The 25,628-nt window shown below is 69.4% G+C and carries 23 protein-coding genes; 13 read left to right on the top strand and 10 right to left on the bottom strand.

What is annotated here, in order from left to right:
* Positions 1-5: 5 nt before the first annotated feature.
* The gene (gene ssb / locus ACW5DW_RS09845; RefSeq protein ID WP_457018666.1) at positions 6-509 is read right to left on the bottom strand and encodes a single-stranded DNA-binding protein; all 504 of its coding nucleotides are present in this window, start codon (positions 507-509) and stop codon (positions 6-8) included.
* Between the two features lie 161 nt (positions 510-670).
* Here ssb and ACW5DW_RS09840 point away from each other — a divergent pair, with 161 nt between their 5' ends.
* Complete coding sequence (locus tag ACW5DW_RS09840; protein ID WP_457018665.1) at positions 671-1,669, top strand: polyprenyl synthetase family protein; 999 nt, start codon at positions 671-673, stop codon at positions 1,667-1,669.
* 129 nt (positions 1,670-1,798) lie between these two features.
* Here the strand turns inward: ACW5DW_RS09840 and ACW5DW_RS09835 are convergent, their stop codons facing one another.
* The 4 genes from ACW5DW_RS09835 to ACW5DW_RS09820 form a co-directional block, all read right to left on the bottom strand.
* On the bottom strand, positions 1,799-2,536 hold the full coding sequence (locus ACW5DW_RS09835) for a dienelactone hydrolase family protein (protein ID WP_457018664.1): 738 nt from the start codon (positions 2,534-2,536) through the stop codon (positions 1,799-1,801).
* 168 nt (positions 2,537-2,704) lie between these two features.
* Positions 2,705-4,135 carry a UDP-N-acetylmuramoyl-L-alanine--D-glutamate ligase gene (gene murD / locus ACW5DW_RS09830; RefSeq protein ID WP_457018860.1) on the bottom strand — a complete coding sequence of 477 codons (1,431 nt, stop codon included), beginning with the start codon at positions 4,133-4,135 and terminating at the stop codon, positions 2,705-2,707.
* Positions 4,125-5,522 carry a UDP-N-acetyl-alpha-D-muramoyl-L-alanyl-L-glutamate epimerase gene (gene murL / locus ACW5DW_RS09825; protein WP_457018663.1) on the bottom strand — a complete coding sequence of 466 codons (1,398 nt, stop codon included), beginning with the start codon at positions 5,520-5,522 and terminating at the stop codon, positions 4,125-4,127. The genes murD and murL overlap by 11 nt, the downstream gene beginning before the upstream one ends.
* Positions 5,519-8,113: a bifunctional aspartate kinase/diaminopimelate decarboxylase gene (locus ACW5DW_RS09820; protein WP_457018662.1), complete on the bottom strand. Its 2,595-nt coding sequence runs from the start codon at positions 8,111-8,113 to the stop codon at positions 5,519-5,521. Before ACW5DW_RS09820 ends, murL begins: the two co-directional genes overlap by 4 nt.
* A gap of 91 nt (positions 8,114-8,204) precedes the next feature.
* Between ACW5DW_RS09820 and ACW5DW_RS09815 the strand changes: the two genes are divergently transcribed.
* Entirely contained in the window at positions 8,205-9,089 is an 885-nt protein-coding gene (locus ACW5DW_RS09815; RefSeq protein ID WP_457018661.1) for a PhzF family phenazine biosynthesis protein, read from the top strand.
* Positions 9,090-9,235: 146 nt separating this feature from the next.
* On the opposite strand, the gene ACW5DW_RS09810 is transcribed toward ACW5DW_RS09815, so the two are convergent.
* From ACW5DW_RS09810 to ACW5DW_RS09800, 3 genes are all read right to left on the bottom strand, one after another.
* Positions 9,236-9,991 (bottom strand): glycine zipper 2TM domain-containing protein, encoded by a 756-nt coding sequence (locus ACW5DW_RS09810; RefSeq protein ID WP_457018660.1) that lies wholly within the window; start codon positions 9,989-9,991, stop codon positions 9,236-9,238.
* Positions 9,992-10,097: 106 nt separating this feature from the next.
* Positions 10,098-10,784 (bottom strand): alpha/beta fold hydrolase, encoded by a 687-nt coding sequence (locus ACW5DW_RS09805; RefSeq protein WP_457018659.1) that lies wholly within the window; start codon positions 10,782-10,784, stop codon positions 10,098-10,100.
* Positions 10,777-11,211: an OsmC family protein gene (locus ACW5DW_RS09800; protein ID WP_457018658.1), complete on the bottom strand. Its 435-nt coding sequence runs from the start codon at positions 11,209-11,211 to the stop codon at positions 10,777-10,779. Before ACW5DW_RS09800 ends, ACW5DW_RS09805 begins: the two co-directional genes overlap by 8 nt.
* Before the next feature lie 485 nt (positions 11,212-11,696).
* On the opposite strand from ACW5DW_RS09800, the gene fusA reads away from it, so the two are divergent.
* The 6 genes from fusA to ACW5DW_RS09770 all read left to right on the top strand — a co-directional run bounded on the left by fusA (position 11,697) and on the right by ACW5DW_RS09770 (position 16,760).
* The gene (fusA, locus tag ACW5DW_RS09795) at positions 11,697-13,760 is read left to right on the top strand and encodes an elongation factor G (RefSeq protein ID WP_457018657.1); all 2,064 of its coding nucleotides are present in this window, start codon (positions 11,697-11,699) and stop codon (positions 13,758-13,760) included.
* A 10-nt stretch (positions 13,761-13,770) separates the two neighbouring features.
* Positions 13,771-14,190 (top strand): DUF2784 domain-containing protein, encoded by a 420-nt coding sequence (locus ACW5DW_RS09790; RefSeq protein ID WP_457018656.1) that lies wholly within the window; start codon positions 13,771-13,773, stop codon positions 14,188-14,190.
* 138 nt (positions 14,191-14,328) lie between these two features.
* A complete protein-coding gene (locus tag ACW5DW_RS09785; RefSeq protein ID WP_457018655.1) occupies positions 14,329-14,724 on the top strand; it encodes an HU family DNA-binding protein in 396 nt (131 codons plus the stop codon).
* Between the two features lie 102 nt (positions 14,725-14,826).
* The gene (locus ACW5DW_RS09780) at positions 14,827-15,480 is read left to right on the top strand and encodes a tellurite resistance TerB family protein (protein ID WP_457018654.1); all 654 of its coding nucleotides are present in this window, start codon (positions 14,827-14,829) and stop codon (positions 15,478-15,480) included.
* A 72-nt stretch (positions 15,481-15,552) separates the two neighbouring features.
* Positions 15,553-15,984: a hypothetical protein gene (locus ACW5DW_RS09775; protein ID WP_457018653.1), complete on the top strand. Its 432-nt coding sequence runs from the start codon at positions 15,553-15,555 to the stop codon at positions 15,982-15,984.
* 122 nt (positions 15,985-16,106) lie between these two features.
* On the top strand, positions 16,107-16,760 hold the full coding sequence (locus ACW5DW_RS09770; RefSeq protein WP_457018652.1) for a YybH family protein: 654 nt from the start codon (positions 16,107-16,109) through the stop codon (positions 16,758-16,760).
* A gap of 263 nt (positions 16,761-17,023) precedes the next feature.
* Here ACW5DW_RS09770 and ACW5DW_RS09765 read toward each other — a convergent pair whose 3' ends face one another.
* Both ACW5DW_RS09765 and ACW5DW_RS09760 read right to left on the bottom strand, forming a co-directional pair.
* Complete coding sequence (locus ACW5DW_RS09765) at positions 17,024-19,270, bottom strand: DUF5916 domain-containing protein (RefSeq protein ID WP_457018651.1); 2,247 nt, start codon at positions 19,268-19,270, stop codon at positions 17,024-17,026.
* Between the two features lie 118 nt (positions 19,271-19,388).
* On the bottom strand, positions 19,389-19,874 hold the full coding sequence (locus tag ACW5DW_RS09760; RefSeq protein ID WP_457018650.1) for an SET domain-containing protein: 486 nt from the start codon (positions 19,872-19,874) through the stop codon (positions 19,389-19,391).
* A gap of 257 nt (positions 19,875-20,131) precedes the next feature.
* On the opposite strand from ACW5DW_RS09760, the gene ACW5DW_RS09755 reads away from it, so the two are divergent.
* The 5 genes from ACW5DW_RS09755 (at position 20,132) to ACW5DW_RS09735 (ending at position 25,505) form a co-directional block, all read left to right on the top strand.
* Positions 20,132-20,590 carry an SUF system Fe-S cluster assembly regulator gene (locus tag ACW5DW_RS09755; protein ID WP_457018649.1) on the top strand — a complete coding sequence of 153 codons (459 nt, stop codon included), beginning with the start codon at positions 20,132-20,134 and terminating at the stop codon, positions 20,588-20,590.
* A 17-nt stretch (positions 20,591-20,607) separates the two neighbouring features.
* On the top strand, positions 20,608-22,071 hold the full coding sequence (gene sufB, locus ACW5DW_RS09750) for a Fe-S cluster assembly protein SufB (protein WP_457018859.1): 1,464 nt from the start codon (positions 20,608-20,610) through the stop codon (positions 22,069-22,071).
* A 136-nt stretch (positions 22,072-22,207) separates the two neighbouring features.
* Positions 22,208-22,972, top strand: a complete 765-nt coding sequence (gene sufC / locus ACW5DW_RS09745; RefSeq protein ID WP_457018648.1) for a Fe-S cluster assembly ATPase SufC — start codon at positions 22,208-22,210, stop codon at positions 22,970-22,972.
* Positions 22,969-24,231, top strand: a complete 1,263-nt coding sequence (sufD, locus tag ACW5DW_RS09740; protein WP_457018647.1) for a Fe-S cluster assembly protein SufD — start codon at positions 22,969-22,971, stop codon at positions 24,229-24,231. Before sufC ends, sufD begins: the two co-directional genes overlap by 4 nt.
* A 71-nt stretch (positions 24,232-24,302) precedes the next feature.
* Positions 24,303-25,505 carry a cysteine desulfurase gene (locus ACW5DW_RS09735; RefSeq protein ID WP_457018858.1) on the top strand — a complete coding sequence of 401 codons (1,203 nt, stop codon included), beginning with the start codon at positions 24,303-24,305 and terminating at the stop codon, positions 25,503-25,505.
* Positions 25,506-25,628 lie beyond the last annotated feature (123 nt).

Below are 25,628 nucleotides of genomic sequence, written 5' to 3'. Positions count from 1 at the left end.
TCGGCTCAGAAGGGAATGTCGTCGTCCGAGAAGTCGTCCACCGGCGGCGCCTGGCGCGAGGGGGCCGGCTGCTGGCGCGGGGCCGATTCCTGCCGCGGGGCCGCTTCCTGGCGCTGCGGGCGCGGGCTGCGCTCGTACGAGCCACCACCACCACCACCACCACCACCACCTTCACCACGGCCGCCGAGCATCTGCATCTCGTCGGCGACAATGTCGGTGTAGTAGCGCTTCTGGCCGTCGTCGCCGGTGTGCTCGCTGTAGCTGATCCGGCCCTCGACGTAGACCTGCGAGCCCTTGCGCAGGTACTCGGCCGCGATCTCGCCGAGCTTGCCGAAGAAGGTCACCCGGTGCCACTCGGTCTTTTCCTGGTTGTTGCCGTCCCGGTCCTTGCGCACCGAGGTGGTGGCCAGGCTGATCTTGGTGACGGCCATGCCGCCCTGTGTGTACCGGGTTTCGGGGTCGTTGCCGAGATTGCCGACAAGGATCGCCTTGTTGATGCCGCGGGCCATGGGATTCCTCAGGTGTCGCCGGCGTGCCCGGCGAAAGGCATTGGATTATAGCCCGGCGGCCACCGGCGTCGGGCCGCACCGCGCCGACGCGTAGGACTACGCCGCACGGCCGGCGCGGCAGGCTTCGTATAATCGCCGGCTCCCCCATCCACGGACCGTCCATGGACGCCCCTGCCCCCGCCGCGCCCGGACTCGACCTGCCCGCCATCCAGGCGCTCGCCGCCGCCGACATGGCCGCGATCGACGCCCTGATCCGCCGCCGGCTGGCCTCGGACGTGGTCCTGATCAACCAGATCGCCGAACACATCGTGTCGGCCGGCGGCAAGCGCCTGCGGCCGATGCTGGTGGCCCTGGCCGGCCGCGCCACCGGGGCGGTCGACGCGCGCCACCACCAGCTGGCGGCGATCATCGAGTTCATCCACACCTCGACCCTGCTGCACGACGACGTGGTGGACGAATCGGACCTGCGCCGCGGGCGCCGCACCGCCAACGCGCTGTGGGGCAACGCGCCCAGTGTGCTGGTGGGCGATTTCCTGTACTCGCGCAGCTTCCAGCTGATGGTCGAACTCGACAGCATGGCGGTGATGCAACTGCTGGCCGACACCACCAACCGCATCGCCGAAGGCGAGGTGCTGCAGTTGCTGCATGTGCACAACCCCGACACCGACGAGGCCGCCTACCTGGGCGTGATCGAGCGCAAGACCGCGGTGCTGTTCGCCGCCGGCACGCGCCTGGGCGCACTGGCCTCGGGCGCTGACGAGGCCACCCAGCAGGCGCTGTACGACTACGGCATGCAGCTCGGTTATGCCTTCCAGATCGCCGACGACGTGCTCGACTACAGCGGCGACGCCGCCGCGCTGGGCAAGAACCTGGGCGACGACCTGGCCGAGGGCAAGGCGACCCTGCCCCTGATCCATGCCATGACCCGGGCCGACGATGCCACCCGTGCGCGCCTGCGCACGGTGATCGAGCAGGGCGACACCGGCGCGATGCCGGAGGTGCTGGCCGCGATCGAAGCGGCCGGCAGCCTGGAATACAGCCGCAACCGGGCGCGCGACTATGCGGCGGCCGCGGAGGCCGCGCTGGCCCGCCTGCCGGAGAACGAAGCGATGGCCGCGCTGCGCGGGCTGGCGCGGTATGCGGTGGATCGGGGGTCTTGAGGGGTCGGTTGTTCCCGATCGCGGCTGAAGCCGCTCCTACAGCGGAAGCATGGATCGATGCCCTGTAGGAGCGGCTTCAGCCGCGATCGTCAGCTCCGCCCCTTTGATCGACCCGTACCCCGCTCCGCCTCAATCGCGCCCGAACACTTCCTCGAAAAAGCCATCCATCATCCGGTACGCACGCCGCGACGCGCGTGCGTCGTAGCGGCAGTTGCTGGCCGGATCGCTGCCGGCGGAGGGCTCGGCGAAGCAGTGCACCGCGCCGCTGAAATTGACGAACTGCCAGTCCGCGCCAGCCGCATCCATTTCCTGCTCGAAGGCCAGGATCTGCGCATCGTCGACCGCGGTGTCGTCGGCGCCGTTGAGCACCAACACCGGTGCGCTGATGCGCGCGACGGTCTTCGACTGTGCGCCCGGGGCCAGGCCACCGTGCAGGCTGACCACGCCGGCCACGTCGGTGCCACTGCGCGCCAGCTCGAGGACCGCCGAGCCACCGAAACAGAAACCGAAGGCGCCGATCCGGCCCGCATCCAGCGGTACCTTGCCCGCCTGCGCCTTGAGCGTGTCGACCGCGCCCTGCATGCGCGCGCGCAGCGGCCCGCGGTCCTCGCCGCGCAGGCTGCCGGCGAGCTTGCCGGCCTGGCTGCTGTCGGCGGGCCGGTTGTCCTTGCCGTAGACGTCGGCCACCAGCACCACGTAATCGTCGCCGGCAACGGCCTTCGCGCGCTCCAGCGCATCGTCGGTGACGCCCATCCAGTTGGGCACCATCACCAGGCCGGGACGCAGGTCGTCGTCTTCATCGTCGTAGACCAGCCAGCCGCTGAAGCTGTCCTCGCCTACTTTCCATTCCAGCGGCTCGGCCTTCATTGCGGCGGCAGCTGGGGCCGCCTACAGCGCGGCTGCAAGCAGTGCGGAGAGGGTGACGGAACGGTACATGGGCGGACTCCGTGCGGGAAGCAGGCAGCCTAGCGCAGTACGGCGTGGGTGGGCGTGCGGGGTGTCGGGGTCGGCCGACGCAGTGTTGGGCACGCGCCTTCAGACGATGCCGATCCCCTGGATCGCCGTGATCGCGGCCGGATCGAATCCCGCCAGGGCGGCGAAGTGGCGCCCGCGCTCGGCGTAATCGCGGTAGGCGCCGAAGCTCGGCGCGCCGGGCGAGAGCAGGACCACGCCCTCGCCTTCCAGCGCGACCTTCGCTGCCGCCACGGCTGCGGCCAGGTCGTCGGCCGCATGCAGAGCGAAGCCCGCAGCCACGGCCGCATCCTCCAGCAGCGCATGGATGCGCGGCCCGTTCTGGCCCATGGTCACGATCACCGCCGGGGGCCGCTGCCGCATGGCGGCGGCGAATCCGCTCCAGTCCAGGCCGCGGTCGTGGCCGCCCACCAGGATCGCGACCCTGCGCCCGGCGAACACGTCCAGTGCCGCCAGGCTGGCGTGCGGCGTAGTGCTGATCGAATCGTTGACGAACTCGACCCCGTCGCGCGTGCCCAGGCTCTGCAGCCGGTGCGGCAGCGGCCGGAAGCTGGCGGCATGCGGCGCGAGCGCCTCCGCGTCCAGGCCCAGCGTCTCGATCGCGGCCAGCACGCCGCACAGGTTGCCGCGGTTGTGCCGGCCCGGCAGCGGCAGCGTGCGCGTATCGAGCACTTGTCGCTCGCCGCGCCACAGCGCGTCGCCGCGCAGGTGCCAGCCGGCTTCGTCGCCGAACCAATGCACCTGGCTTTCGGCCAGGCCGCCGCCAAGTGCCGCCAGGGTCGGATCGGCGGCATTGAGTACGGCAACGCGCGGATGCCCTTCGGTCACCAGCGCCAGCTTGTCCTCGACGTAGCGCGCCTGTCCGCCGTGCCAGTCCAGGTGCTCGGGGAAGATGTTGGTCACCAGCGCCACGTCCGGGCGCACGCCGCTCGCGGCCACGTCGCGGGTTTGGTAGCTGGAGAGTTCGACCACCCAGTACGCTGCGTCGCCATCGAGCAGCTCCAGCAGCGGCTGGCCGATGTTGCCGGTCAGCGCAGTGCGATGGCCGCCGGCGCGCAGCAGGTGCGCCAGCAGCGCCGAGGTCGTGCTCTTGCCCTTGGTGCCGGTCACGCAGACCGTGCGCGCATCCGGGCGCGCGGCGAACCACAGCGCGGTGCCGCCGATGAAGCGCGTGCCCTGCGTTGCGGCCGCGAGCACCTCGGGCCGGTACGCGCTGATGCCAGGCGACTTGATCACGATATCAAAGGCCGACAGCCGTTCGGCGCTCGCCTCGGTCTCGACCGCCAGCCCGGGATCGCCCAGCGCCCGCGCGTCTTCCGCTTCCGCGCTGGTGCAGAACAGGGTCAGCCAAGCAGGAAACCGTTGTTCCGATTCCCCATTGCCCGTTTCCCGTGCGGGCACTGCGCGCAGCGCCGCATATGCCGCCCGCCCCTCGCGACCCCAGCCCCACAGCGCAACGCGCTTGCCGGCAAGCGCGGCGATCTCAGGCGGCAAGGCGCGCACGCAGGCGCTCCCACAGCGGCGCGGGGATGCCGTGCTCGTCGTCGACGACCAGCAGGGCTTCGACGTCGACCTCGTCGTCGCCCAGCTGCGGCGCGATCTCGCGCGCGAACCTGGCCACGATCGCGTCCTCGCGCCACTCCGGGCGCGCCGCCAACGCAGCCATCGCGGCGCGCGATTCACGGCCTTCACCCACGCATTCGAACGGCTTGTGGTCGCGATACTCCAGCAGCGCGTCGTAACCGGCTACCTGCGCCAGATCGTCGAGCAGGTTCCGGCCAAAGATGCCAACCAGCCGCGGCTTGGGCATGAACGGCGCCAGCGCCAGGAACACGAAGTGGCACTTCGGGCACACGCCGCACCAGCGGTTGACCGGGCGCTCGCCGAGCAGGTGGAAATTGCGGTTGCAGCTTGAGAAGTGCGCGTCGTAGCGGTCGATTTTCGCGAACTGGCGCGCCACCGCCAGCTCGCTCAGCGGCCGCAGCAGCGAGTAGTAGCGCAGTTCCCCGGCCACGTGCGAGCGCAAGTGCGCGGCAAAGGCCTGTTCGAACGCCCAGCCCTTGGACCACTGGTGGTTCACCTCGCCGGTGATGCTTCCATCCGGCGCGAGGATCAGGCTGCCGTAGCTGGCCGAGCGCTCGTTGGAGAACACCACCTGGTCCACGCCCAGCACGATCGCGGCAAAGGCCAGGATCGCCGAGTTCACCGCGGTCACCGGGATGTGGCCGTTCCACGCGCCCTGGCGGTTGTAGTCGAACAGTTCCGGCGCCAGCTGGCGGCCGATGTTGAGCGTCGGCAGGCCGGTGCGCTCGGCGCAGGCGCGGATCAGCTGCGAGCCGCCGATCCAGGTGACGGTCTGCTCGACGCCAAGCGCGCGCAGCGCCTCGATGCTGACCAGCGAATCCTTGCCGCCGCCGATGGCTACGAGGGCGTGGTGGCGCAGGTCGTCGATGAGGACACCATCCCCACCCAACCCTCCCCTTGAAGGGGAGGGCTTCTCCGCGGGGAAGCTGATCCGGCCGTGCAGGTCCAGTCCATTGCGGTAGGCGAACTCCCCAAGCCCGTGGACGTAGACGTCCTCCAGTAGCCCGGCCGTGGCCGCATCGATGGCGTAGGACTCGATGCGGATCTCCGGCGGCACCGCCGCCTTGTAGTAGCTCACGCCGGCGACCAGATGCAGCAGCTGCAGCGCGCGCTCCGCGGCTGCAGCGCGCGCGCCGTCGAGCTCGAACGGCGCGCCCGGCACGGTCACGGTCTCGACCAGCTCCGGCCCGTCGTCGAAGGCATAGACCAGCTGTGCGACGCCGCTGGCCGCATCGAAGCCGCAGCGCACGAAGCGGAAGGCGCGGATCGCGTCGCGCTGGAAAACCCACTGGCTCATTCGATGATGTCCTCGACCGGCAGCGCCCGCAGGTTGTAGGTGCTGGCCATGGTGTAACCGTAGGCGCCGGCGTCGGCCACCAGCATCACGTCGCCTGGCACAGTGGCCGCCGGCAGCTTCACGCGATGGCCAAAGATGTCGCTGGATTCGCAGATCGGCCCGACCACGTCGAAACCGCGCGCGTCCGCATCCTCGATCCGCGACAGGTTCACGATGTCGTGCCAAGCGTCATACAGCGCCGGCCGGATCAGCGCATTCATGCCCGCGTCCATGCCGACGCGATGCACGCCATCCTTCTCCACCACCTGGCTGCAATGGGCGAGCAGCACGCCGGCCTCGGCGACCATGAAACGGCCTGGCTCGATCGCGAGCTGGAAGCCCGGATGCACCGCCTTGACCTCGGCCAGGCCTGCGCCCCAGTCCTCCAGGTCGAAGGGCTCGTCATCGGCCGCATAGGGAATCGGCAGGCCACCACCGATGTCCAACACCTCCACCGTGCCGATTCGGCGGGCGAAGCCGGCCATCTCGTCGACCATCTGCCGCCAGTGCTCGCGCGTCTCCACGCCGCTGCCCAGGTGCGCATGCAGGCCGGTGATGCGCACGTCCAGCGCGCGCGCCAGTACGTCGAACTCCTCCACCCGGCCCGCCGCCAGGCCGAACTTCGAAGCCTTGCCGCCGGTGGTGACCTTCTCGTGGTGGCCGTCGCCATGGCCGAGGTCGATGCGCAGCCACAGGTCGCGCCCCCGGAACACCTCGGGCCAGCGCTGCAACAGCTCGCAGTTGTCGACCGTGACCGTGATGCCGCGCGCGAAGGCCTGCGCGTATTCGTCGATCGGCGCGAAGCTGGGCGTGAACAGCACACGCGCCGGATCGAAGCCGGGCACGCTGTCGAACACGTGCTCCACTTCGCCCAGCGACACGCACTCCAGGCCGAAGCCCTCGGCCGCGATCGCACGCAGGATCGCCGGGTGCGAATTGGCCTTGATCGCGTAGTAGCGCCGGTCGACTGCGTCCACCGCCAGCAGCTGGCGGGCGCGCTCGCGCACCGTCGGCAGGTGGTAGACATAGCGCGGCGTGCCGCTCCCGGCCAGCGCCAGCAACTGCTCGCGCGCGCCGCGCCACCACGGCACCGGCCGCGGCCGCGCGGTGCCGAGGATGTCCTTCCACCGCGGGCCGAACACCGCAGTCTCGTAGACCGGCATCGCGCCCGAATCGATCAGCTCTGCGTGCAGGATCGGCAGCAGGCCGTCGGCATCGACCTCGTCGATCACGAAGGTGAGGTTGAGGTCGTTTGACGACTGCGAGATCAGGTGCACGCGCTCGCGCCCGAACGTCGCCCAGACATCGGAGAGCTTGTGCAGCAGCGAGCGCATGCCAAGGCCCACCAGGGTGATCGCCGCGCAGGGCGCGATCACCTTGACCCGGCAGATCTGCGCCAGGTCTTCGGACAGGCGCGCCAGCACGTCAGTGCTGACCAGGTTTTCGCTGGAGTCGAGCGAGACGGTCACGTTGGTCTCGGCCGAGCCGATCAGGTCCACCGACAGGCCATGACGGCGGAAGCGCTCGAAGATGTCGGCGAGGAAGCCGACCGACTGCCACATGCCCACCGTTTCCATCGACACCAGCACGATGCCGTTGCGGCGGCTGATCGCCTTGACCCCCGGCACTGGGGCGGCATCGCCGTCGATGCGCGTGCCCGGCAGGTGCGGGCGTTCGGTGTCGAGGATCGCCATCGGCACGCCGCTCACCCGGCACGGGCCCAGCGAGCGCGGATGCAGCACCTTGGCGCCGGTGGTCGCGATTTCCTGCGCCTCGGCATAGTCCAGGCGCGTGAGCAGGCGCGCGTCGGGCACTTCGCGCGGATTGGCGGTGAACATGCCCGGCACGTCGGTCCAGATTTCCACGCAGCGCGCGCGCAGCAGGCCACCGAACAGCGCCGCCGACGTGTCCGAACCACCGCGGCCGAGCACGGCGGTGCCGCCGTCGCCATGGCGGGCGATGAAGCCCTGGGTGAGCAGCAGGCGCGACGGCTGCGCGGCGAAGCGCGTGCGCCAGTCGTCGTCCACCTCGCGTCGGCAGGACACCGACAGGCGCCGGCCCCAGTCGCTCTGGTTGGGCAGTTCGATCGCATCGAGCCAGCCGCGCGCATCGGTCCAGCCGAAATCCAGGCCCCGGGATCGCAGATAGGCTGCGCCCAGGGTCGAGGACAGCAGTTCGCCCTGCGCCAACACTTCGGCCTGCCAGCCGAGCGGACGCATACCGGCGCGCGCGTCCGACAGCAGTCCACGCAGCGCATCGAGGCGCTCACCCAGCACCGTGTCGGGATCGAGTTCGAGTTCCTGCACGAAGGCGCGGTGACGCGCGACCAGCGCATCGACGCGCGCGACGCTGTCCGCGGCGCCATCGGCAATCGCGGTCAGTTCGTTGGTTACACCCGAAAGCGCCGATACCACGACCAGCACGCGGCCGCCGCATTCCTCCGCGCGTTTGCGCGCCAACTCGCCGATGGTGTCCCAGCGATGGCGTTGCGACACCGAAGTGCCGCCGAACTTGAGCACGAACCAGGGCGTGCCGGTCGAAGGAGATGGCATGGGGACGAATGGATTCCGGTATAACGGGCGGCCCCATCCGCGCGCGCGGATGGCAAACGCGAATTCTACCCGGACCACAGGCCAGCTCCGCATGCCCGATCGCCGTTACCTGCAGCTCGACGTCTTTGCCGACCGCCCCGGCGCCGGCAATCCGCTCGGCGTGGTGCTCGACGCGAGCGGACTCGACGACGAGGGCATGCAGGCGATCGCACGCTGGACGCGGCTGCCCGAGACCACCTTCGTCTTCCCCGCGCCAACGCCTGAAGCCAGCTACGGCATCCGCATTTTCAGCCCGCGTCGCGAGGTGCCCTTCGCCGGGCATCCCAGCGTCGGCACCGCGCACGCGGTGCTGCAGGCCGGGCTGGCAACGCCGCGCGACGGCCTGCTGGTGCAGGCCGGGATCGCCGGCGAACTGCCGCTGCGCGTGCGGGGCGAGGGCGCGTCGCGCACGATCGCGGTGCGCACGCCGCGCGCGCGCATCGTCGAAGTCGCCGGCGCCGACCATCCGCAGCTGCGCGACGCCATGACCGGGCTGGCGACAGGTGCGCTGCCGCAGGCGCTGGTCGACGGCGGCCGCCGCTGGTGGCTGGCCGAACTCGCCAGCGAAGTCGCACTGCGCGGCGCAGCGCCGGACTGGGCCGCGATCGAACGCCTGGCGCATGCGACCGACAGCATGGGTCTGTGCGCGTTCGCACGCAGCGACAGCAGCGACAGCAGCGACTATGCGCTGGCGGTGCGCGCCTGGGTGGGACAGACGGCCTGCTTCGAGGACGCGGCCTCCGGTGCGGCCAATGCCACGCTGGCCGCATGGCTGGCGTCGCGCGACGCCCTGCCCGGATCCGACGGCAGCTACCGCATCAGCCAGGGCCGCGAGGTCGGCTTCGACGCGATCATCGAACTGCAGGTCGACGAGGCCGGCGATGTCTGGTCCGGCGGCCGCGTGCAGACCGTGATCGACGGGGTGATCCGCTGGTAGCCGCCGGCGCGCGCCGGCGAGGACGTCCCCCTTGTTTCCTTTTCCGGTGAGGCAGTAGAAGCAGGACCGTCAGCGACTTTCGCAAGCGGCCGCGCAACGCAACAGGGGCCCGAAGGCCCCTGCATCTTGCGCCGCAATGGCACCGCTTATTCCGCGCGCACGTCCACCCGCACCCGGATGCGATCGCCGGGGTGATAGCTGGTGCGGGTGGTGTACTCCCGCCCCGCATATTCGTAGATCACGTCGTAGCGATCGACGGCCTGGTCCTGGGCATCGCGCCCGTAGGTGTCGTATCCGCCCATGCCGTCGCCGCGGTATGGATCCGGTTCGCAGACGGTGACGTAGGCATCGCGTTCGCGGTTGGCGTCATAGATGCCGCGTCCGGCCATGCCGCCGACCATCGAGCCAACCGCCGTACCGACATAGCGTCCGCTGCCGTTGCCGACCTTGCTGCCGAGCACCGCGCCGGCGATGCCGCCGATCACGGTCGCGACCATGCGCCCGTTGTCGTCGCGCCGTGTCTGGCCGTAGCGGTCGCCGTATCCGTCGCTGGCGTAGCGCCCGTCGTCGTAATAATCGTCACCGCGATAGGGATCGCTCGACACGTAGCCGTCGCGGCGCGTCTGGCAGTGGCGCTGCGCCTGTACCGGCCGGCTGCGGCCGTCGAACACCGGGTCCACCCGCAGTACGCGTGCCCAGTCGTATTCGCCTTGCGCGTAGCGATCCTGCTGCACGGGAAGGTCGGAGCCACGCAGCTGATCGGCTTCATGCCGGTCGCTGCCGGAGCGGTCGCTGTAGTCGCCATACGGCGCCGGGCCGTAGCGATCATCGTGGACTTGTGCGGACGCAGTGCCGCCTGACAGCACCAGCGCGACGGCAAGCGCAATGGCCATGGGCTTCATCGTGGAGCTCCCCGCGCCGGAACTGGAGGCGCTTGGACACGCTAGGCGCGCACCGCTAACGCAGGGCTGAATCGAAAGCGCTTGCCACACGACCACGGCAGGTCATTTACCGCGCCGACAGCCAGGTCAGTGCCTGCGCGGCACAGTCGGCGGCGCCGCGCCCGAGCAGCGGACCGACGTGGCTCACCGCCTGCGCGCGCAGCAGCGACGCATCCCAGTCACCGGCGAACGCCGCGGTCAGCGCCGGAGGCACGTCGTCGTCGACCATCGAAACGATGCACAGCAGGGGACAGGCCGGCCGCGCCACCGTAATACCGGCGTACGCCTCGCGCATCGCCCGCCCGCTTTCATCGCGCCAGTGCCGGAACGCGAACAGCGCGGTGGCTTCGTCGGCATCGGGCAGCGCGCGCCGGGTGCCGGTCAGGCGCGCATCGCGCTGCCAGGGCACGACGTCGGGCCAGTCGCGATGCGGCAATTGGGCGTGCCAGGGCGCGGGCGGCAGCGGATTGACCAGCACCGCGGCATCGGCCGCATCAGCGCACACCGCGGCCAGCAGGCCGCCGAGGCTGGCGCCGACCACCGCGCGCGGACGCGGCAGCGCTTCCAGGCCCATGCGGACCTGGGCGGCGTAGTCATCAAACCGGGTTTCGGACAGGCCGCGCGGCGAAGCCTGCAGGTCGGGCGCATTCACCTGCAGGCGCGCGGCTTCGAACACGCCCTGCCACATGACCCACTCCCAGCCGCCACCGCCGCCGCCGTGGACCATCAGAACCGAACGTAGCGGTTCACCCAAGCAATTCGGCCTCCAGCGTGATCGGCACTGCGCTCAGCGCGCGTGAGACCGGGCAGTTCTGCTTGGCGTCCTCGGCGATTTCGCGGAACTTCGCCTCGTCCAGCCCAGGCACCTTTGCCTTCATCTTCAGCCGGATCGCGCTCAGCGACGGGCCGCCTTCCATCGACAGATCGACCTCGGCGCTGCCGTCGAGCGACTGCGGCGGATGCCCGGCCTCGGTGAGCTTGGCCGACAGCGCCATGGTGAAGCAGCCGGCATGCGCGGCCGCGATCAGCTCCTCGGGATTGGTGCCCTTCTCGTCGCCGAAGCGGCTGTTGAACCCGTAGCGCGTGCCGTCGAGCAGGCCACTGGCGGGCGTGCTCAGGCTGCCCTTGCCGGTCTTGAAGTCGCCTTCCCAGTGGGCGCTTGCCTTGCGGGAGATACCCATCGTCTTGCTCCTTGTTCGGGGGAAAGCAGGCAGCGTACGCAGCGGCGCGTTACCTCCGCGTAAGGTCGTGGCGTTGGAAGGAGATTTCTCCCTTCGGTCGAAATGACAAGTGGATTTCAGCCGGAATCACGCTGGTGCTGCAGCGTGACTCCCACCTGCCGTTCTCGACTCCCGCCTGTCATTTCGACTCCCGCCTGTCATTTCGACTCTCGCCTGTCATTTCGACCGAAGGGAGAAATCCCGCCCGGGCCGGCTTGCTGCGTCGCAACGCGCCCCGCGCTTGGCGACGCGCTAAGGTGTGCTCCCGCCATGACCGCCCTCGAGCGAACGCTCGAACGGCAGCGTTCCTCCCGCGGACAGCCATGACGGCGCCATGCGGACCGCCCGCAGGGTTCCGGAGATGTGCGCCGGTTCCTCCGCGTTGCCGGTCCGCGCGCCCCGCGCCGGCCACCGGCGCGTCGTCACGACAGGGAGGAAACGGCACCATGCCCCACTCGACACAGCAGATCCGCAACGTGGCCCTCGCAGGCCACCCCGGCGCCGGCAAGACCACCCTGTTCGAAGCCCTGCTGCATGCCGGCGGCGCAATCCAGACGGCAGGCAGCATCGAACGCGGCAGCACCGTGTCCGACTTCGACCCGATCGAGAAGCAACGCGGCCACTCCGTGGACGCCGCCATCGCCAGCATCGACCACCACACCGGCAGCGGCGAGTCCTTCCACCTCAATCTGATCGATCTGCCCGGCTATCCGGATTTCCGCGGCCCGGCGCTGTCGGCGCTTGCGGTCGTGGAGACCGCGCTGCTGGTGGTCGATGCCGCCGGCGGCGTGGAGTACGGCACGCGGCGGATGATGGCGCGCGCCGGGGAGCGCGGCCTGTGCCGCGCCATCGTGGTCAACCGCATCGATGCCGAAGGTGCCGATCCCGGGCGCGTGCTCGAGCGGCTGCGCGAAGCCTTCGGCCCGCAAGTGCTGCCGGTCAATCTTCCCGCCGGCGGCGGCACGCGGGTGGTCGACTGCTTCGGCCAGGTGGACGGCGACAGCGACCTGGGCCAGGTCGCGGACTGGCACCGCCGGATCCTCGACCAGGTGGTCGAGATCAACGAAACGGTGATGGACCACTACCTCGACCTCGGCGAGGCGGGCCTGTCCGGCGACGAACTGCATGGCGCCTTCGAGCAGTGCCTGCGCGAAGGCCACCTGGTGCCGGTGTGCTTCTGCTCGGCGCGCAGTGGCGTCGGGATCGGTGAGCTGCTGGACGTGGTCGGCCACCTGTTCCCGCATCCGGGCGAAGCCAATCCGCCGCCATTCTTGAAGGGCGGCGGCGCCGGTGCACGGCCGATCACGACCACGCCCGATCCCGACGCGCACGTTGTCGCCGACGTGTTCCGCATCGTGCACGACCCCTTCGTCGGCAAGCTCGGCGTGTTCCGCGTCTACCAGGGCACGGTGCGCAGGGACGCGCAGCTGTTCGTCGACGACGGGCGCAAACCGTTCAAGGTCGCCCATCTTTTCAGGCTGCACGGGCGCGAGCACGTGGAGATCGACCACGCGGTCCCGGGCGACATCGCCGCGGTCGCCAAGGTCGAGGACCTGCATGTGGACGCGGTGCTGCACGACAGCCACGACGAGGACCACATCCACCTCGCGCCGGTCGCGTTCCCCAAGCCGATGTTCGGCCTGGCGGTCGTGGCCGGCAGCCGCGGCCAGGAACAGAAGCTGGCGACCGCGCTGCAGCGGCTCGCCGAGGAGGATCCCTGCTTCCAGGTCGAGCACGAGGAGGAAACCAACGAGACGGTGATCCGCGGCCTGTCCGACCTGCACCTGCGCATCAACCTGGAGCGGCTGAAGGAGCGTTTCGGCGTGGACGTGGACACGCGCGCGCCGCGCATCGCCTATCGCGAAACGATCGCCAGCGCTGCCGAAGGGCACCACCGCCACAAGAAGCAGACCGGCGGCGCCGGCCAGTTCGGCGAGGTCTCGCTGCGGGTCGAGCCGCTGCCGCGCGGTGCCGGGTTCGAGTTCGTCGACGCGGTCAAGGGTGGCGTGATCCCCGGGCAGTTCCTGCCGGCCGTGGAGAAGGGCGTGCGCCAGGTGCTGCACTCTGGCGCGATCTCGGGCCATCCCATGCAGGACCTGCGCGTGATCGTGCACGACGGCAAGCATCATCCGGTCGACAGCAAGGAGGTCGCGTTTGTGGCCGCCGGCAGAAAGGCCTTCCTCGATGCGATCGGCAAGGCCAGGCCGCAGGTGCTCGAGCCGATCGTCGACCTGGCGGTGCACGCGCCGGAAAGCGCCATGGGCGACATCAGCGGCAGCCTCGCCGGCAAGCGCGCGCGCATCAACGGCACCGACGCCACCGGCAACGGCGAGATCGCGGTCAGCGCGCAGGTGCCGCTGTCGGAGCTGGAGGGCTATGCCGCGGAGCTCAAGTCGATCACCGCCGGCCGCGGACGCTATACCCTGGAACAGAGTCATTACGAAGCGGTGCCGGCGCAGGTGCAGCAGGCGCTAGTGGCGGCGTATTCGCCGCGCCACGACGACGACTGAGCGCGCCGGGATGTCGCCGCACATCGCCGCCGCGCTCGCCGACGCGGTGCTTGCCCTGCACGCGGGCGTGGTGGGGTTCGTGGTGCTGGGCACGCTGGCGATCCTGGCGGGTGGCCCGCTCGGCTGGCGCTGGGTGCGCAGCTTCGCGCTGCGCGGCACGCACCTGGCGCTGATGCTGGTGATCGCACTGCAAGCCTGGTTCGGTCAGTTGTGCCCGCTCACCAGTTGGGAACAGGCGCTGCGAATCCGTGCCGGACAGGACACTTACGGCGGATCCTTCATCCAGCACTGGCTGTCGCGACTGATCTTCTTCGAGGCCCCCTGGTGGCTGTTCGTGCTGGCCTATTCCGTCTTCGCCGCGATCGTCCTGGCCTGCTGGTGGCGCTGGCCACCGCTGCGCCGGCCCGCGCGCGAGGCCCACAACCGCTGACGCGACAGCGCGATCGACGCATTTTTTTCGTGGTTTCCTATTGGCGGGGCGTTGCGGATGCCCTACATTGCGCCTGCCGGCACGTTCGGCCAGAACAGAACGCAGACCACACAGACACAGACGAGGGAACACAGACCCATGGCAAAGAAGAAGGCTCCGACCAAGAAGGCGGCAGCTCCTAAGAAGGCTGCCAAGCCGGCCGCCAAGGCGACCGCACCCAAGGCGATCAAGGAAGCCCTGACCAAGTCGGGCCTGATCGCGCACATCGCCGAAGCCACCAGCCTCGCCGCGAAAGACATCCGCGCCGTGCTCGGTTCGCTCGAAGGCGCGATCCACGGCTCGCTCAACAAGAAGGGCACCGGCAGCTTCACCCTGCCGGGCGTGGCCAAGTTCAGCGCGGTCAGCGTGCCTGCCAAGCCCAAGCGCAAGGGCATCAACCCGTTCACCAAGGAAGAGCAGTGGTTCGCCGCCAAGCCCGCCTCGGTGAAGGTCAAGGTGCGTCCGCTGAAGAAGCTCAAGGACGCCGCGGGCTGATCCCGGCACCTTCGAAGCAGGACACGGAAACGGGACGGCGATTGCCGTCCCGTTTCCATTTGTGCGGGTAGCATGCGTCCATCCCCCAACGGACGCCCGACCATGAGCCTCAACGGATTCCTCGACCAGCTGCTCAAGTCGGCCGCGCCGACCACGCTCTCCGGCAAGGACGGTCGCGGTGGACTGGGCGGCATGCTCGGCTCCGATTTCGGCAAGGGCGCGATGAGCGGTGGCGTGCTGGGGCTGCTGCTGGGCCGCAACAAGGCCACGCGCAAACTCGCGACCTATGGCGGCCTCGCGGCGCTGGGCGTGATGGCCTATCGCGCCTATGGCGACTACCGCGCGCAGCAGGGCGCGCCGGTGCAGCCGGAAACCGTCGACCGCCTGCCGCCGCCGCAGGCCAGCGTCCACGGCGAGGCGATCCTGCGGGCCCTGGTCGCAGCCGCCAAGGCCGACGGCCATATCGACGCGCGCGAGCGCGAGGTGATCGAAGGCGAATTCGCGCGCATTGCGCCGGGCGCGGAAGTGCAGCGCTGGCTCAAGGCCGAACTCGACAAGCCGCTGGATCCGGCCGAGGTGGCGCGTGCCGCGTCCACGCCCGAGATCGCATCGGAGATGTACCTCGCCAGCCTCGTCGCGGCCGACGCACAGAACTTCATGGAGCGCGCCTACCTGGACGAGCTTGCGCGCCAGCTTGGGCTCGAGGACGCACTGAAGCAGCGGCTGGAGCAGGAATACCGCAGCGCGGCCCTCTGACGCGGCGCGCCTCACCGGCATCTGCATCCGTCACCGGGTAGCATCCCCGCATCGCCAACGGGACATCGCACGATGGACAAGCGGTTCTGGATCTGCGGCACCGTGGTCTCGTTCACTGCGCTGCTGCTGTCGTTCCTGATCCACGGCGTGCTGCTGGCGCCGGACTATGCAGCGCTTGCGCACGAGTACCGCGATGCCCGCGACGGCGCGCGCCAGTTGCCTTGGGTACTGCTGGCGCACGCCCTGCTCGGCTTCGCGATGACCTGGATCTTCAGCCAGGGGTTCGTGCAGGAGCGGCACACATTGCGGCAGGGCTTGCGTTTCGGCCTTGCGATGGCGCTGGCGGCAGCGGTACCGGGCTGCCTGCTGGCTTACGCCGCGCAGCCGCTGCCGGCAGGCTTCATCGCGCGGCAGGCCGCCCTGGGCACCACCAGCATGCTGTTGCTCGGCGTGCTGCTGGCCTGGCTGCAGCCGCGACGCCACGCACTGCGGGATCCGAGCTGACGCGGTGCATGCGGGCGTCGCTGGCACACTTCCCCTCCCGTTCGCACGTGATCCTGCCGATGCCACGCCGCCTTCGCCATATCGTCCCTGTTGCCGCACGATGGCTCTGTCTGGCAACGCTGATGGCGCTTGCCGGCTGCGGTGAGCCCGAGCCGACGCAGGGCGGCCAGGTCGCGCCCGACGCACCGCTGCCTGGACCACAGCAGGCCGGGGGCTCGGTCACCGACATGCCTGCTGCGCCTGGACCCGGCGGAGTGCCGCTGGCCGGATCGCCGCCGCCCCCGCCACCACCGGAGCCACTTCCAGGCAACGGCAGCTTCGGCCTGCCTCCGCTGGAACAGAACCCCGAGGCGGGTCTGGTCGCGCCCGGCGCCGTGGGTGTCGCCGCAGCACCGGCGCCAGCCACGTCCGGCCTGGAAGATCCACGCGACGTGCTGCGCGGCTACTACGCCGCGATCAACGCGCGCGACTTCCCGGCCGCGCATGCCGCGTGGTCGGATGGCCAGGGCGCGGAGCAGACGCCGGCACAGTTCGCAGCCACGTTCGCCGGCACCACCTCGATTGAACTCACCGTCGGCGAACCGCGTCCGGCCGAAGGCGCGGCGGGTTCGGTCTACGTGGAAGTGCCGGTCACGGTCACCAGCAGCCGCGCCGACGGCAGCGTCCAGCACCAGGCGGGGCGCTATACCCTGCGCCGCTCGCAGGTCGACGGCGCCACCGCGGCCCAGCGCGCTTGGCGCATCGCCGCGGTGGACCTGCGCGACGCCGCGCGCTGAAGGCGCGTGGGCAGACCATTGCGATCTGGCGGCACGGTCATATCGCACGACCCCGATGTCGTCTCGCTATCGATGTCGTCTGGATATCGATGTCATCTCTATGGAATCGATGTCATTTCGAACGAGGTGAGAAATCTCCTGCCCGGTGAAGCAGATCTCTCACTGCGTTCGAGATGACGGATCGGGGTTCGATGACGGATCGGCGCATCACCGCACCGCGGCAACGGATCGCATGCAGCGGTCGATGACCTGCAGACGTCGCGCTAGATCTCGAAACGGTAGCTGAGCTTCACCAGCAGTTGCTCGTCGTCGCGCAGGTCGAAGCTGTCCACCAGCGCATTGTCCACGCCATCGGCGATCGCGCTTCGGTCGAAGCCGCCGCGGCCGTAGACCACATACAGGTGCGACAGCGGCGCCAGTTCATAGCGGTAGCGGATCTGGAAGGCGAGGTTGCGCACGCTGAAATCCTCGACCGGGTCCGCTGCGGCGATCGCATGCCCGGTCGGGTCGAAGCGCCAGGCCTGGCGCAAGCGCGCATCGATGCCGATCGCCTGCAGCTTCACCCGCAGCTCCTGGCGTTCGCTGATGTTCCAGTCCAGGCCTGCCAGCAGCTTGGCTTCCTTGCCTTCGAACGCCCCCACCAGGTTGCCGCTGTCGGCGCCCTGCCAGATCAGCCAGTCCGGCCGCTGGATCAGGGCTGCTCCGGCGTTGAGGCTGAAGGCATCCGTGACGAAATAGGTCGCGCCGTACCACAGCGCGCCACCGAGCTTGCGGTTGCCTTCCAGACCGCCGCCGAACAGCTCGACCTCGACGTCGTGGGCCCAGCGTCCCTTGCGCGGCCGCTCGAACTCGTAATAGGCGTTGAAGTTGGCCGGCAGGCGCACGTTCCCGCGCCCGCGCAGCAGCGTGTCGCTGACCCCGCGACTGTTGATGTTGACCTGTGCAAATGCGCTGCTGCCGTCGCGCAACTGGGCCTGGCGGCTGATCCGCAGCTGGTCGTTGAGGCGGTCGCCGTGGTTGTTGTGATTGCCGCTCACGCGCGCGCGCCAGTCGACCGAGGCGGCGCGCGATTCGTCGGGCAGGTCGGTGAAGCGGCGCGAGACCTGCCAGTGCAGGTAGTTGACGCTGTTGCGCGCCAGATAGCCGGCGTCGTTGATCTCCAACTCGTCGCCGAAGTGCATCGCGATCCACTGCTGGCGCCAGCCGTGGTCCATCTCGTAGTCGGCCCACAGCGTGGCGCCGAGATCACTGCTGCGGGTGCCGTCGTCATCGATGCGGCTGCCCAGCACGCGGCTGCGCAGGTTCCAGCGCGGCGTCGGCCGCCAGTTGTGGTCCACGCCCAGCACGGTGGCTTCGCGATCGAGGAACGGCCGCTCCACGCGGGTCAGCATCACGCCGAGGTTCTGGTCCTGGAAGTCCTGCACCAGGCGCAGCGCATGGAAGCTGCGTCCGGCCTCGCCCGCCTCGTCGGCCGAAAACACACCGTACTTCACGTCGCCGACGCTGCCGTTGAGCTTGACCGCGGCGGCGATGTCGCTGGCGCCGCCGCCGTCATCGGCCGGCCCGCCGATCCGCCGGGTGTAAAGCAGCTGGCTGGAATCCGAGGGCGTGGTGTATTCGAAGATGCCCTGGTTCTCGGTGAAGAACGGGCGCTTGTCGCTGACGAAGGTCTCCGTGGCGCTGAAGTTCACCACCAGGTCGTCGCTTTCCACCTGACCGAAATCGGGGTTGACCGTGGCCGAGAGCTGGAAGCGGCCGCTCGGCTTCCAGAACAGGTCGGCACCGGCGTTGCCCTCGCCGCCGCCGCGGACGTTGTCGTACAGACCGGAGACATAGGGCGTGACCGCCAGCAGCGACTGGTCGTAGCCGGGCACCACCAGCGGCGCGAAGTCGGACAGGTAGCGCGAGCGCTCGAAGCTTGCCGTCGGCCAGGCCACGCGCTCACCGGTGGAGCCGATCACGCGCGCCAGGTAGAGCTTGAGCGTGCGCTCGCCATCCTCGATCGGCTGCATCGACGCGGTGTGCCAAGGCACCAGGATCTCGGCGCTCCAGCCGGCCTCGTCCTCGCTGACCGCCTGCTGCCAGAGCCCGTCCCAGTCGGAACTGAACTGGTTCTCGTTGGTGATGATCTCGTCGGCCATGCCGCCGGTGGAGCTGACAGTGAAGGCGTATCCGGTGCGCCCGCCACCATCGAAGTCGATGAACACGTTGACCCGGTCCACCTGCTCCTGGAAATCGCGTCGCACCTTCTGCCGGGTGCGTGGCACTTCCGGCGGCTGCGCATTGCGGAACGCGACCGCCAGGCCTTCGGGGGTGGCCAGCACCCAGGCTTCGGTGGGCAGCGAACCGGGTTCGCCGGTCAGCGGTTGGACCTTGCGGAAATCGGCGATGTGGCGAGCGCCGGCCCATTCGTCGGCACCGATGTGGCCATCGATCTCCACGGCTGCTGCCGGCGCAGCCAGCGCCGACAGCAGCACGCATCCCAGCCAGATCAGATCCCTGCGCCCCACGCGATGCCCCTCCGGCACTGTCCGGGGCGCAGATTAGGGGCGCGCGCCCATCGCAGCGCGTCCCATCGGTCATGGCAACCTTCTGCCCGCTCCGGGCATCGCCCGCGCGGCGCGAACCTCAGCGCTTGGGACGCTTGGGCTGGAGCATGGTCCCGGTGCACTTCTTCGAACCGCACTTGCAGGCCCAGAGCTTCTTGGCCTTGGCGGTATGCGGCTCGTCCAGGACGATGCCGTAGTTGTAGGTCAGCTCATCGCCCGGCTTGATGTTGCGCAGCGCGTTGATGAAGACCTTGTCCTTGTCCTTGCGGCCCTTGGCATCTTCCTCGACCTCGGATTCGCAGTTGGGATCGCAGCTGTGGTTCATCCAGCGCGCGACGTTGGCACTGACGTTCGCATCGATGACGTATTCGTCATTGAGCGTGAACAGGAAGGTGTGCCCGTTCTCGTCGTCCTCGCCGTAGTCCTCGTCCACCTCCGCGTGGGTGCGCAGCACGCCCTTGTAGCGGATCACCCGCTCGCCCTTCTTGATCAATTCGCTGGCGAATATGCCGTTGCCGTGGATCGGCGACATGCGGGCTTCGATCTTCTTCTTGTTCTTGGACATCGCGGATAGCGTTTGCGGCGGGAGGCGGCATTGTGGCATGACCGGCGCGGACTGCCGGGCGCCGCCCGTACCGCCCAGCATCCGACGAGGCAAGCTTCGCGCCTGACGGATGCGGGCGGCAGTCGCGGGTGTGGGACGGCGTGTTGCGCCCCATACCGCGGCGGCGGCGCCGCGCATGAATGCCCGCGCGCCGTGGGTTTGAGGCGAGACGCCTTAAAGCGTACAATTTTGGTCCGCTTTCAAGGAATGCCCCCGCCATGCTCCGCGTCACCAAGCTCACCGACTACGCCACCGTCGTGCTGACCGTGCTTGCCGCGCGGCCGGACGCCGTGCTGAGCGCGAGCGAGCTGGCCGAACGCGCCGGGCTTGAAGTCCCCACCGTGAGCAAGCTGCTCAAGCCGCTGGCGCAGGCCGGGCTGGTGGAAGGCTTCCGCGGCGCCCACGGCGGCTATCGCCTGGCGCGGCCGGCGGCCGAGATCAGCCTGGTGGAGATCGTCGAGGCGATGGAAGGCCCGCTGGCGATGACCGAGTGCAGCCTCGACCACGGCGACTGCGGCATCTCGCAGCAGTGCGGCGTGCGCGGCAACTGGCGCCGCATCAACGACGTGGTCTCCGCCGCGCTGCGCGCCGTGAGCCTGGCGCAGATGCTCGGCGACGTTCCGCCTCCGCAACCCCAATCCGGCCGGCGCATCGACGCGCGACTGGCCAACGCATGAACCCCACAGGCAGCCAGATGGCCACCCAACTCGCAGAAGCACCCGTCGCCAACAGGGAAATCCACGAACAGCTCGGCCGTCGCTACGACGCCGGCTTCATCACCGACATCGAGTCCGACTCGCTGCCGGTCGGCCTGGACGAGGATGTCGTCCGCGCCGTGTCGGCCAAGAAGGGCGAGCCGGAATGGATGACGCAGTGGCGCCTGGCCGCGTACCGGCACTGGCTGACCATGACCGCGCCGCACTGGGCCAAGCTCAGGATCGCGCCGATCGATTTCCAGGCGATCAGCTACTACTCCGCGCCCAAGGGCCCGAAGTACAAATCCTTCGACGAAGTGCCGCAGGAACTGCTCGACACCTACGACAAGCTTGGCGTGCCGCTGCACGAGCGCGCCCGGCTGGCCGGCGTGGCGGTGGACGCGGTGTTCGATTCGGTCTCGGTCGGCACCACCTTCCGCAAGGAGCTGGCCGAGAAAGGCATCATCTTCTGCTCGATGTCCGAAGCGATCCAGGACCACCCCGACCTGGTGCGCAAGTACCTGGGCACGGTGGTGCCGGTGGGCGACAACTACTTCGCGGCGCTGAACTCCGCCGTGTTCTCGGACGGCTCGTTCGTGTTCATCCCCAAGGGCGTGCGCTGCCCGATGGAACTGTCCACCTACTTCCGCATCAACGCCGGCCACACCGGCCAGTTCGAGCGCACCCTGATCATCGCCGAGGAGGGCTCGCACGTGTCCTACCTCGAAGGCTGCACCGCGCCGATGCGCGACGAGAACCAGCTGCACGCGGCGGTGGTCGAGCTGGTCACGCTGGACGATGCCGAGGTCAAGTACTCGACCGTGCAGAACTGGTACCCCGGCGACGAGAACGGCGTGGGCGGCATCTACAACTTCGTCACCAAGCGCGCCGAATGTCGCGGCGCGCGCAGCAAGGTGGTCTGGGCGCAGGTCGAAACCGGCTCGGCGATCACCTGGAAGTACCCGTCCTGCGTGCTGCTGGGCGACGACTCGTCCGGCGAGTTCCATTCGGTCGCGCTCACCCACCACTGCCAGCAGGCCGACACCGGCACCAAGATGATCCACGTCGGCAAACGCACCAAGAGCAAGATCGTCAGCAAGGGCATCAGCGCCGGCCGCGGGCAGAACACCTACCGCGGCCTGGTCAAGATCGCCGCTGGCGCGGAGGGCGCGCGCAACCACACCCAGTGCGACAGCCTGCTGATCGGCAAGAAGTGCGGCGCGCACACCTTCCCCTACATCGAGGTGAAGAACCCGAGCGCCACGGTCGAGCACGAGGCCACCACCTCCAAGATCAGCGACGACCAGATGTTCTACTGCCGCGCCCGCGGCATCTCCGAGGAAGACGCGGTGAGCCTGATCGTCGACGGCTTCTGCAAGCAGGTCTTCCGCGAGCTGCCGATGGAGTTCGCGGTGGAAGCCAAGAAGCTGCTGGACGTGAGCCTGGAAGGCTCGGTCGGCTAAGCCAGAAACCTCCCTTCCCCCGCATGCGGGGGAAGGTGCCCGAAGGGTGGATGGGGGACGGTCCGACGCGACGCACCCCCACCCCGGCCCTCCCCCGCAAGCGGGTGAGGGAGCGAAGACAACTACGGAACCCACCATGCTCAAGATCGACAATCTCCACGCCGCCATCGGCGGACGCGACATCCTCAAAGGCCTCTCGCTGCACGTGAAGCCGGGCGAGGTGCACGCCATCATGGGCCCCAACGGCGCCGGTAAATCCACGCTTGGCAACATCCTCGCCGGTCGCGAGGGCTACGAGATCAGCGCGGGCACGGTCGAGTTCGATGGCCGGCCGCTGCTGGAACTGGCGCCGGAAGAGCGCGCTGCCGCCGGCGTGTTCCTGGCCTTCCAGTACCCGGTCGAGATCCCCGGCGTGAACAACACCTACTTCCTGCGCAGCGCGCTCAACGCGCAGCGCAAGGCGCGCGGCGAGGAGGAGCTGGACTCGATGCAGTTCCTCAAGCTGGTGCGCGAGAAGCTGTCGGTGCTGCACCTGGACGACAAGCTGCTGCATCGCGGCGTCAACGAGGGCTTCTCGGGCGGCGAGAAGAAGCGCAACGAGATTTTCCAGCTTGCCGTGCTGGAACCGCGCCTGGCGATCCTGGACGAGACCGACTCGGGCCTGGACATCGATGCGCTGCGCCACGTCGCCGAAGGCGTCAACACGCTGCGCTCGCCTGATCGCGCCTTCGTGGTGATCACCCATTACCAGCGCCTGCTCGACCACATCAGGCCCGACGTGGTGCACGTGCTGGCCGATGGCCGCATCGTCGAATCCGGTGGGCCGGAGCTGGCGCAGCAGCTGGAGGAACACGGCTACGAATGGATCGCCGGCCGCCAGGCGCCGGGGGCCGCCGCGTGACCAGCCCGCTGCTCGAATCGCTGGCCTCGGGATTTTCCGGCGACGCCTCGCGCCGCGCCCTGCTCGATGCAGCACTGCGAGATGGACTGCCGGGCGCACGCAGCGAGCGCTGGAAGTACACCCCGCTGCGCGCGCTGGAGCGGCGCAGCTTCAGCCAGACCGGGGGCGCGCCCGCGATCGATCCGGCTCTGCTTGCCGATGTTCCGGCGCCACGGCTGGTGTTCGTCAACGGCCACTTCGACGCGGCGCTGTCGCAGCTCGATCAACTGCCCGACGGCGTCCAGCTCGCTGCAGGCGAACCCGGCGAACCGGTAACCCCCGCCGAAACCACCGGTGATGCGCCCATGGCACCGGGCGATTCGGTATTCGCGCGGCTCAACGCGGCGCTGGCGCAGACCGGCGTGCGTCTGCGCGTGGACCCGGGCGCGCAGGCGGAACGCCCCGTCCACCTGGTCTTCGTCGGCGCGGCCGGCGAGGCGGACGCACTGGCCTGGCACCTGCACCACCGTATCGAGGTGGGTCCCGGCGCCGCACTGCGCGTGGTCGAGCACCACCTCGCTGCTGGCGAGCATCGCCACCTCGACACCGGCACCGTCGAGATTTCGGTCGCGCAGGGCGCGCTGCTCGAGCACGCGCGGGTGCAGCGCGCGGCCGACGGCGCGACCTCGTTCGCGCGGACCGATGTCGTCCTGCAGGCCGACGCGCGCTATCACCGCGTCGACCTGGAACTCGGCGGCGCGCTGTCGCGCCATGAGCTCAACGTGCGCCTGGAGGGCGAGCGCGCCGCGCTGGCCGCACATGGCGTGCTGCTGGCCAACGGTCGCCGCCACCTCGACACCCGGCTCGGGATCGAGCACGTCGCGCGCGATACCAGCTGCGAGCTGCTGTGGCGCGGCATTGGCGCCGGCCGCGGCCGCGCGGTGTTTCATGGCGGCATCACCATCCACAAGGGCGCCGACGGTACCGATGCGCGGCTGTCGAACAAGAACCTGTTGCTGTCGTCCACCGCGGAGATCGACACCCAGCCGGTGCTGGTGATCCACGCCGACGAGGTGCAGGCCGCGCACGGCGCGACCGTCGGCCAGATCGACGCGAACGCGCTGTTCTACCTGCGCGCGCGGGGCCTGCCGCAGGACGAGGCGCGGCAGCTGCTGACCGCCGCATTCTGCCGCGAGCCGCTGGTCGCGGTGCAGGACCCGGCCGTGCGCGACGCCCTGCTGGCGCGCCTGGATGCGACGCTGGAGGGGTTGTCGGCGTGAGTACGACGGGCCTCACGCGCCCCCATCCCGGCCTTCCCCCGCAAGCGGGGGAAGGAGTAGGACGCGATTGGCTGAAGGTACGCGCCGACTTCCCGCTGCTGCAGCGGCAGGTCCACGGCAAGCCGCTGGTCTACCTGGACAGCGCCAACACCGGACAGAAGCCGGCCGTGGTGATCGAGGCGATGGACGCGTTCTACCGCCACCACAACGCCAACGTGAGCCGCGCGGTGCATACGCTCGGCACCGAGGCCACCGAAGCCTTCGAAGCCGCGCGCACCACGCTGGCGCGCTTCATCAACGCACGCAGCGACGAGCTGGTGCTGTGCAGCGGCACCACCTTCGCCATCAACCTGGTCGCGTATTCGTGGGCGCTGCCGCGGCTGCGCGCCGGCGACGTGATCCTGGTCTCGCGCATGGAGCACCACGCCAACATCGTGCCCTGGCAGCTGGTTGCCGAGCGCACTGGCGCCACGGTACGGGTCGCGGAGATCACGCCCGATGGCACGCTCGACCTCGACGCGTTGCGCCAGGCGATGACCCCGGAAGTGAAGCTGCTGGCGATCAGCCACGTGTCCAACGTGCTGGGCACAGTCAACCCGGTGCGCGAGATCTGTCGCGAGGCACGTCGGCGCGGCATCGTCACCATGGTCGACGGCTCGCAGGCCGTGCCGCACCGGGCGGTGGACGTGGCCGCGATCGGCTGCGACTTCTATGCGTTCACAGGCCACAAGATGTGCGGCCCGACCGGCACCGGCGTGCTCTGGGGCCGGCGCGAGCACCTGCAGGCGATGCCGCCGTTCCTGGGCGGCGGCGAGATGATCCGCGAGGTCAGCTTCGACGGCACCGTGTTCAACGATCCGCCGCACCGCTTCGAGGCCGGCACGCCCAACATCGCCGGCTTTGTCGGCCTGCGCGCGGCGGTGGACTACCTGCAGGGCATCGGCATGGATGCGATCGAGGCGCGCGAGGCCGAGTTGCTCGCGCACCTGACCGAAGCACTCGACGCCGCCGGTGGCGTGCGCATCATCGGTCGCGCGCCGGAGAAGGCGGCGGTGGTGTCGTTCCTGGTCGAAGGCGCGCATGCGCACGACCTGGCGACCCTGCTCGATCTCGAGGGCGTGGCCGTGCGCTCCGGCCAGCACTGCGCGCATCCGCTGCTGCAGTTCTATGGCGTCGCGGCGACCTGCCGCGCCTCGGTGGCGTTCTACAACACGCATGAAGAGATCGACGCGTTCGTGATGGCGCTGCAGAAGGTGCGCCGGCTGCTGGGATGAGTGGCCTGTCCCCAGTCCTGTCATCTCGAACGCAGTGAGAGATCTGGTCCTCGGCGAGCCGCCCGTCTCAGGTGGCGGGATCTCTCACTGCGTTCGAGATGACAAGTTTGGGCGATGCCCCCT

It is taken from the genome of Luteimonas sp. A482, from assembly GCF_054072655.1.
Note: the sequence above shows the minus strand (reverse complement) of the source record. Positions and strands in the feature narration are given on the sequence as shown.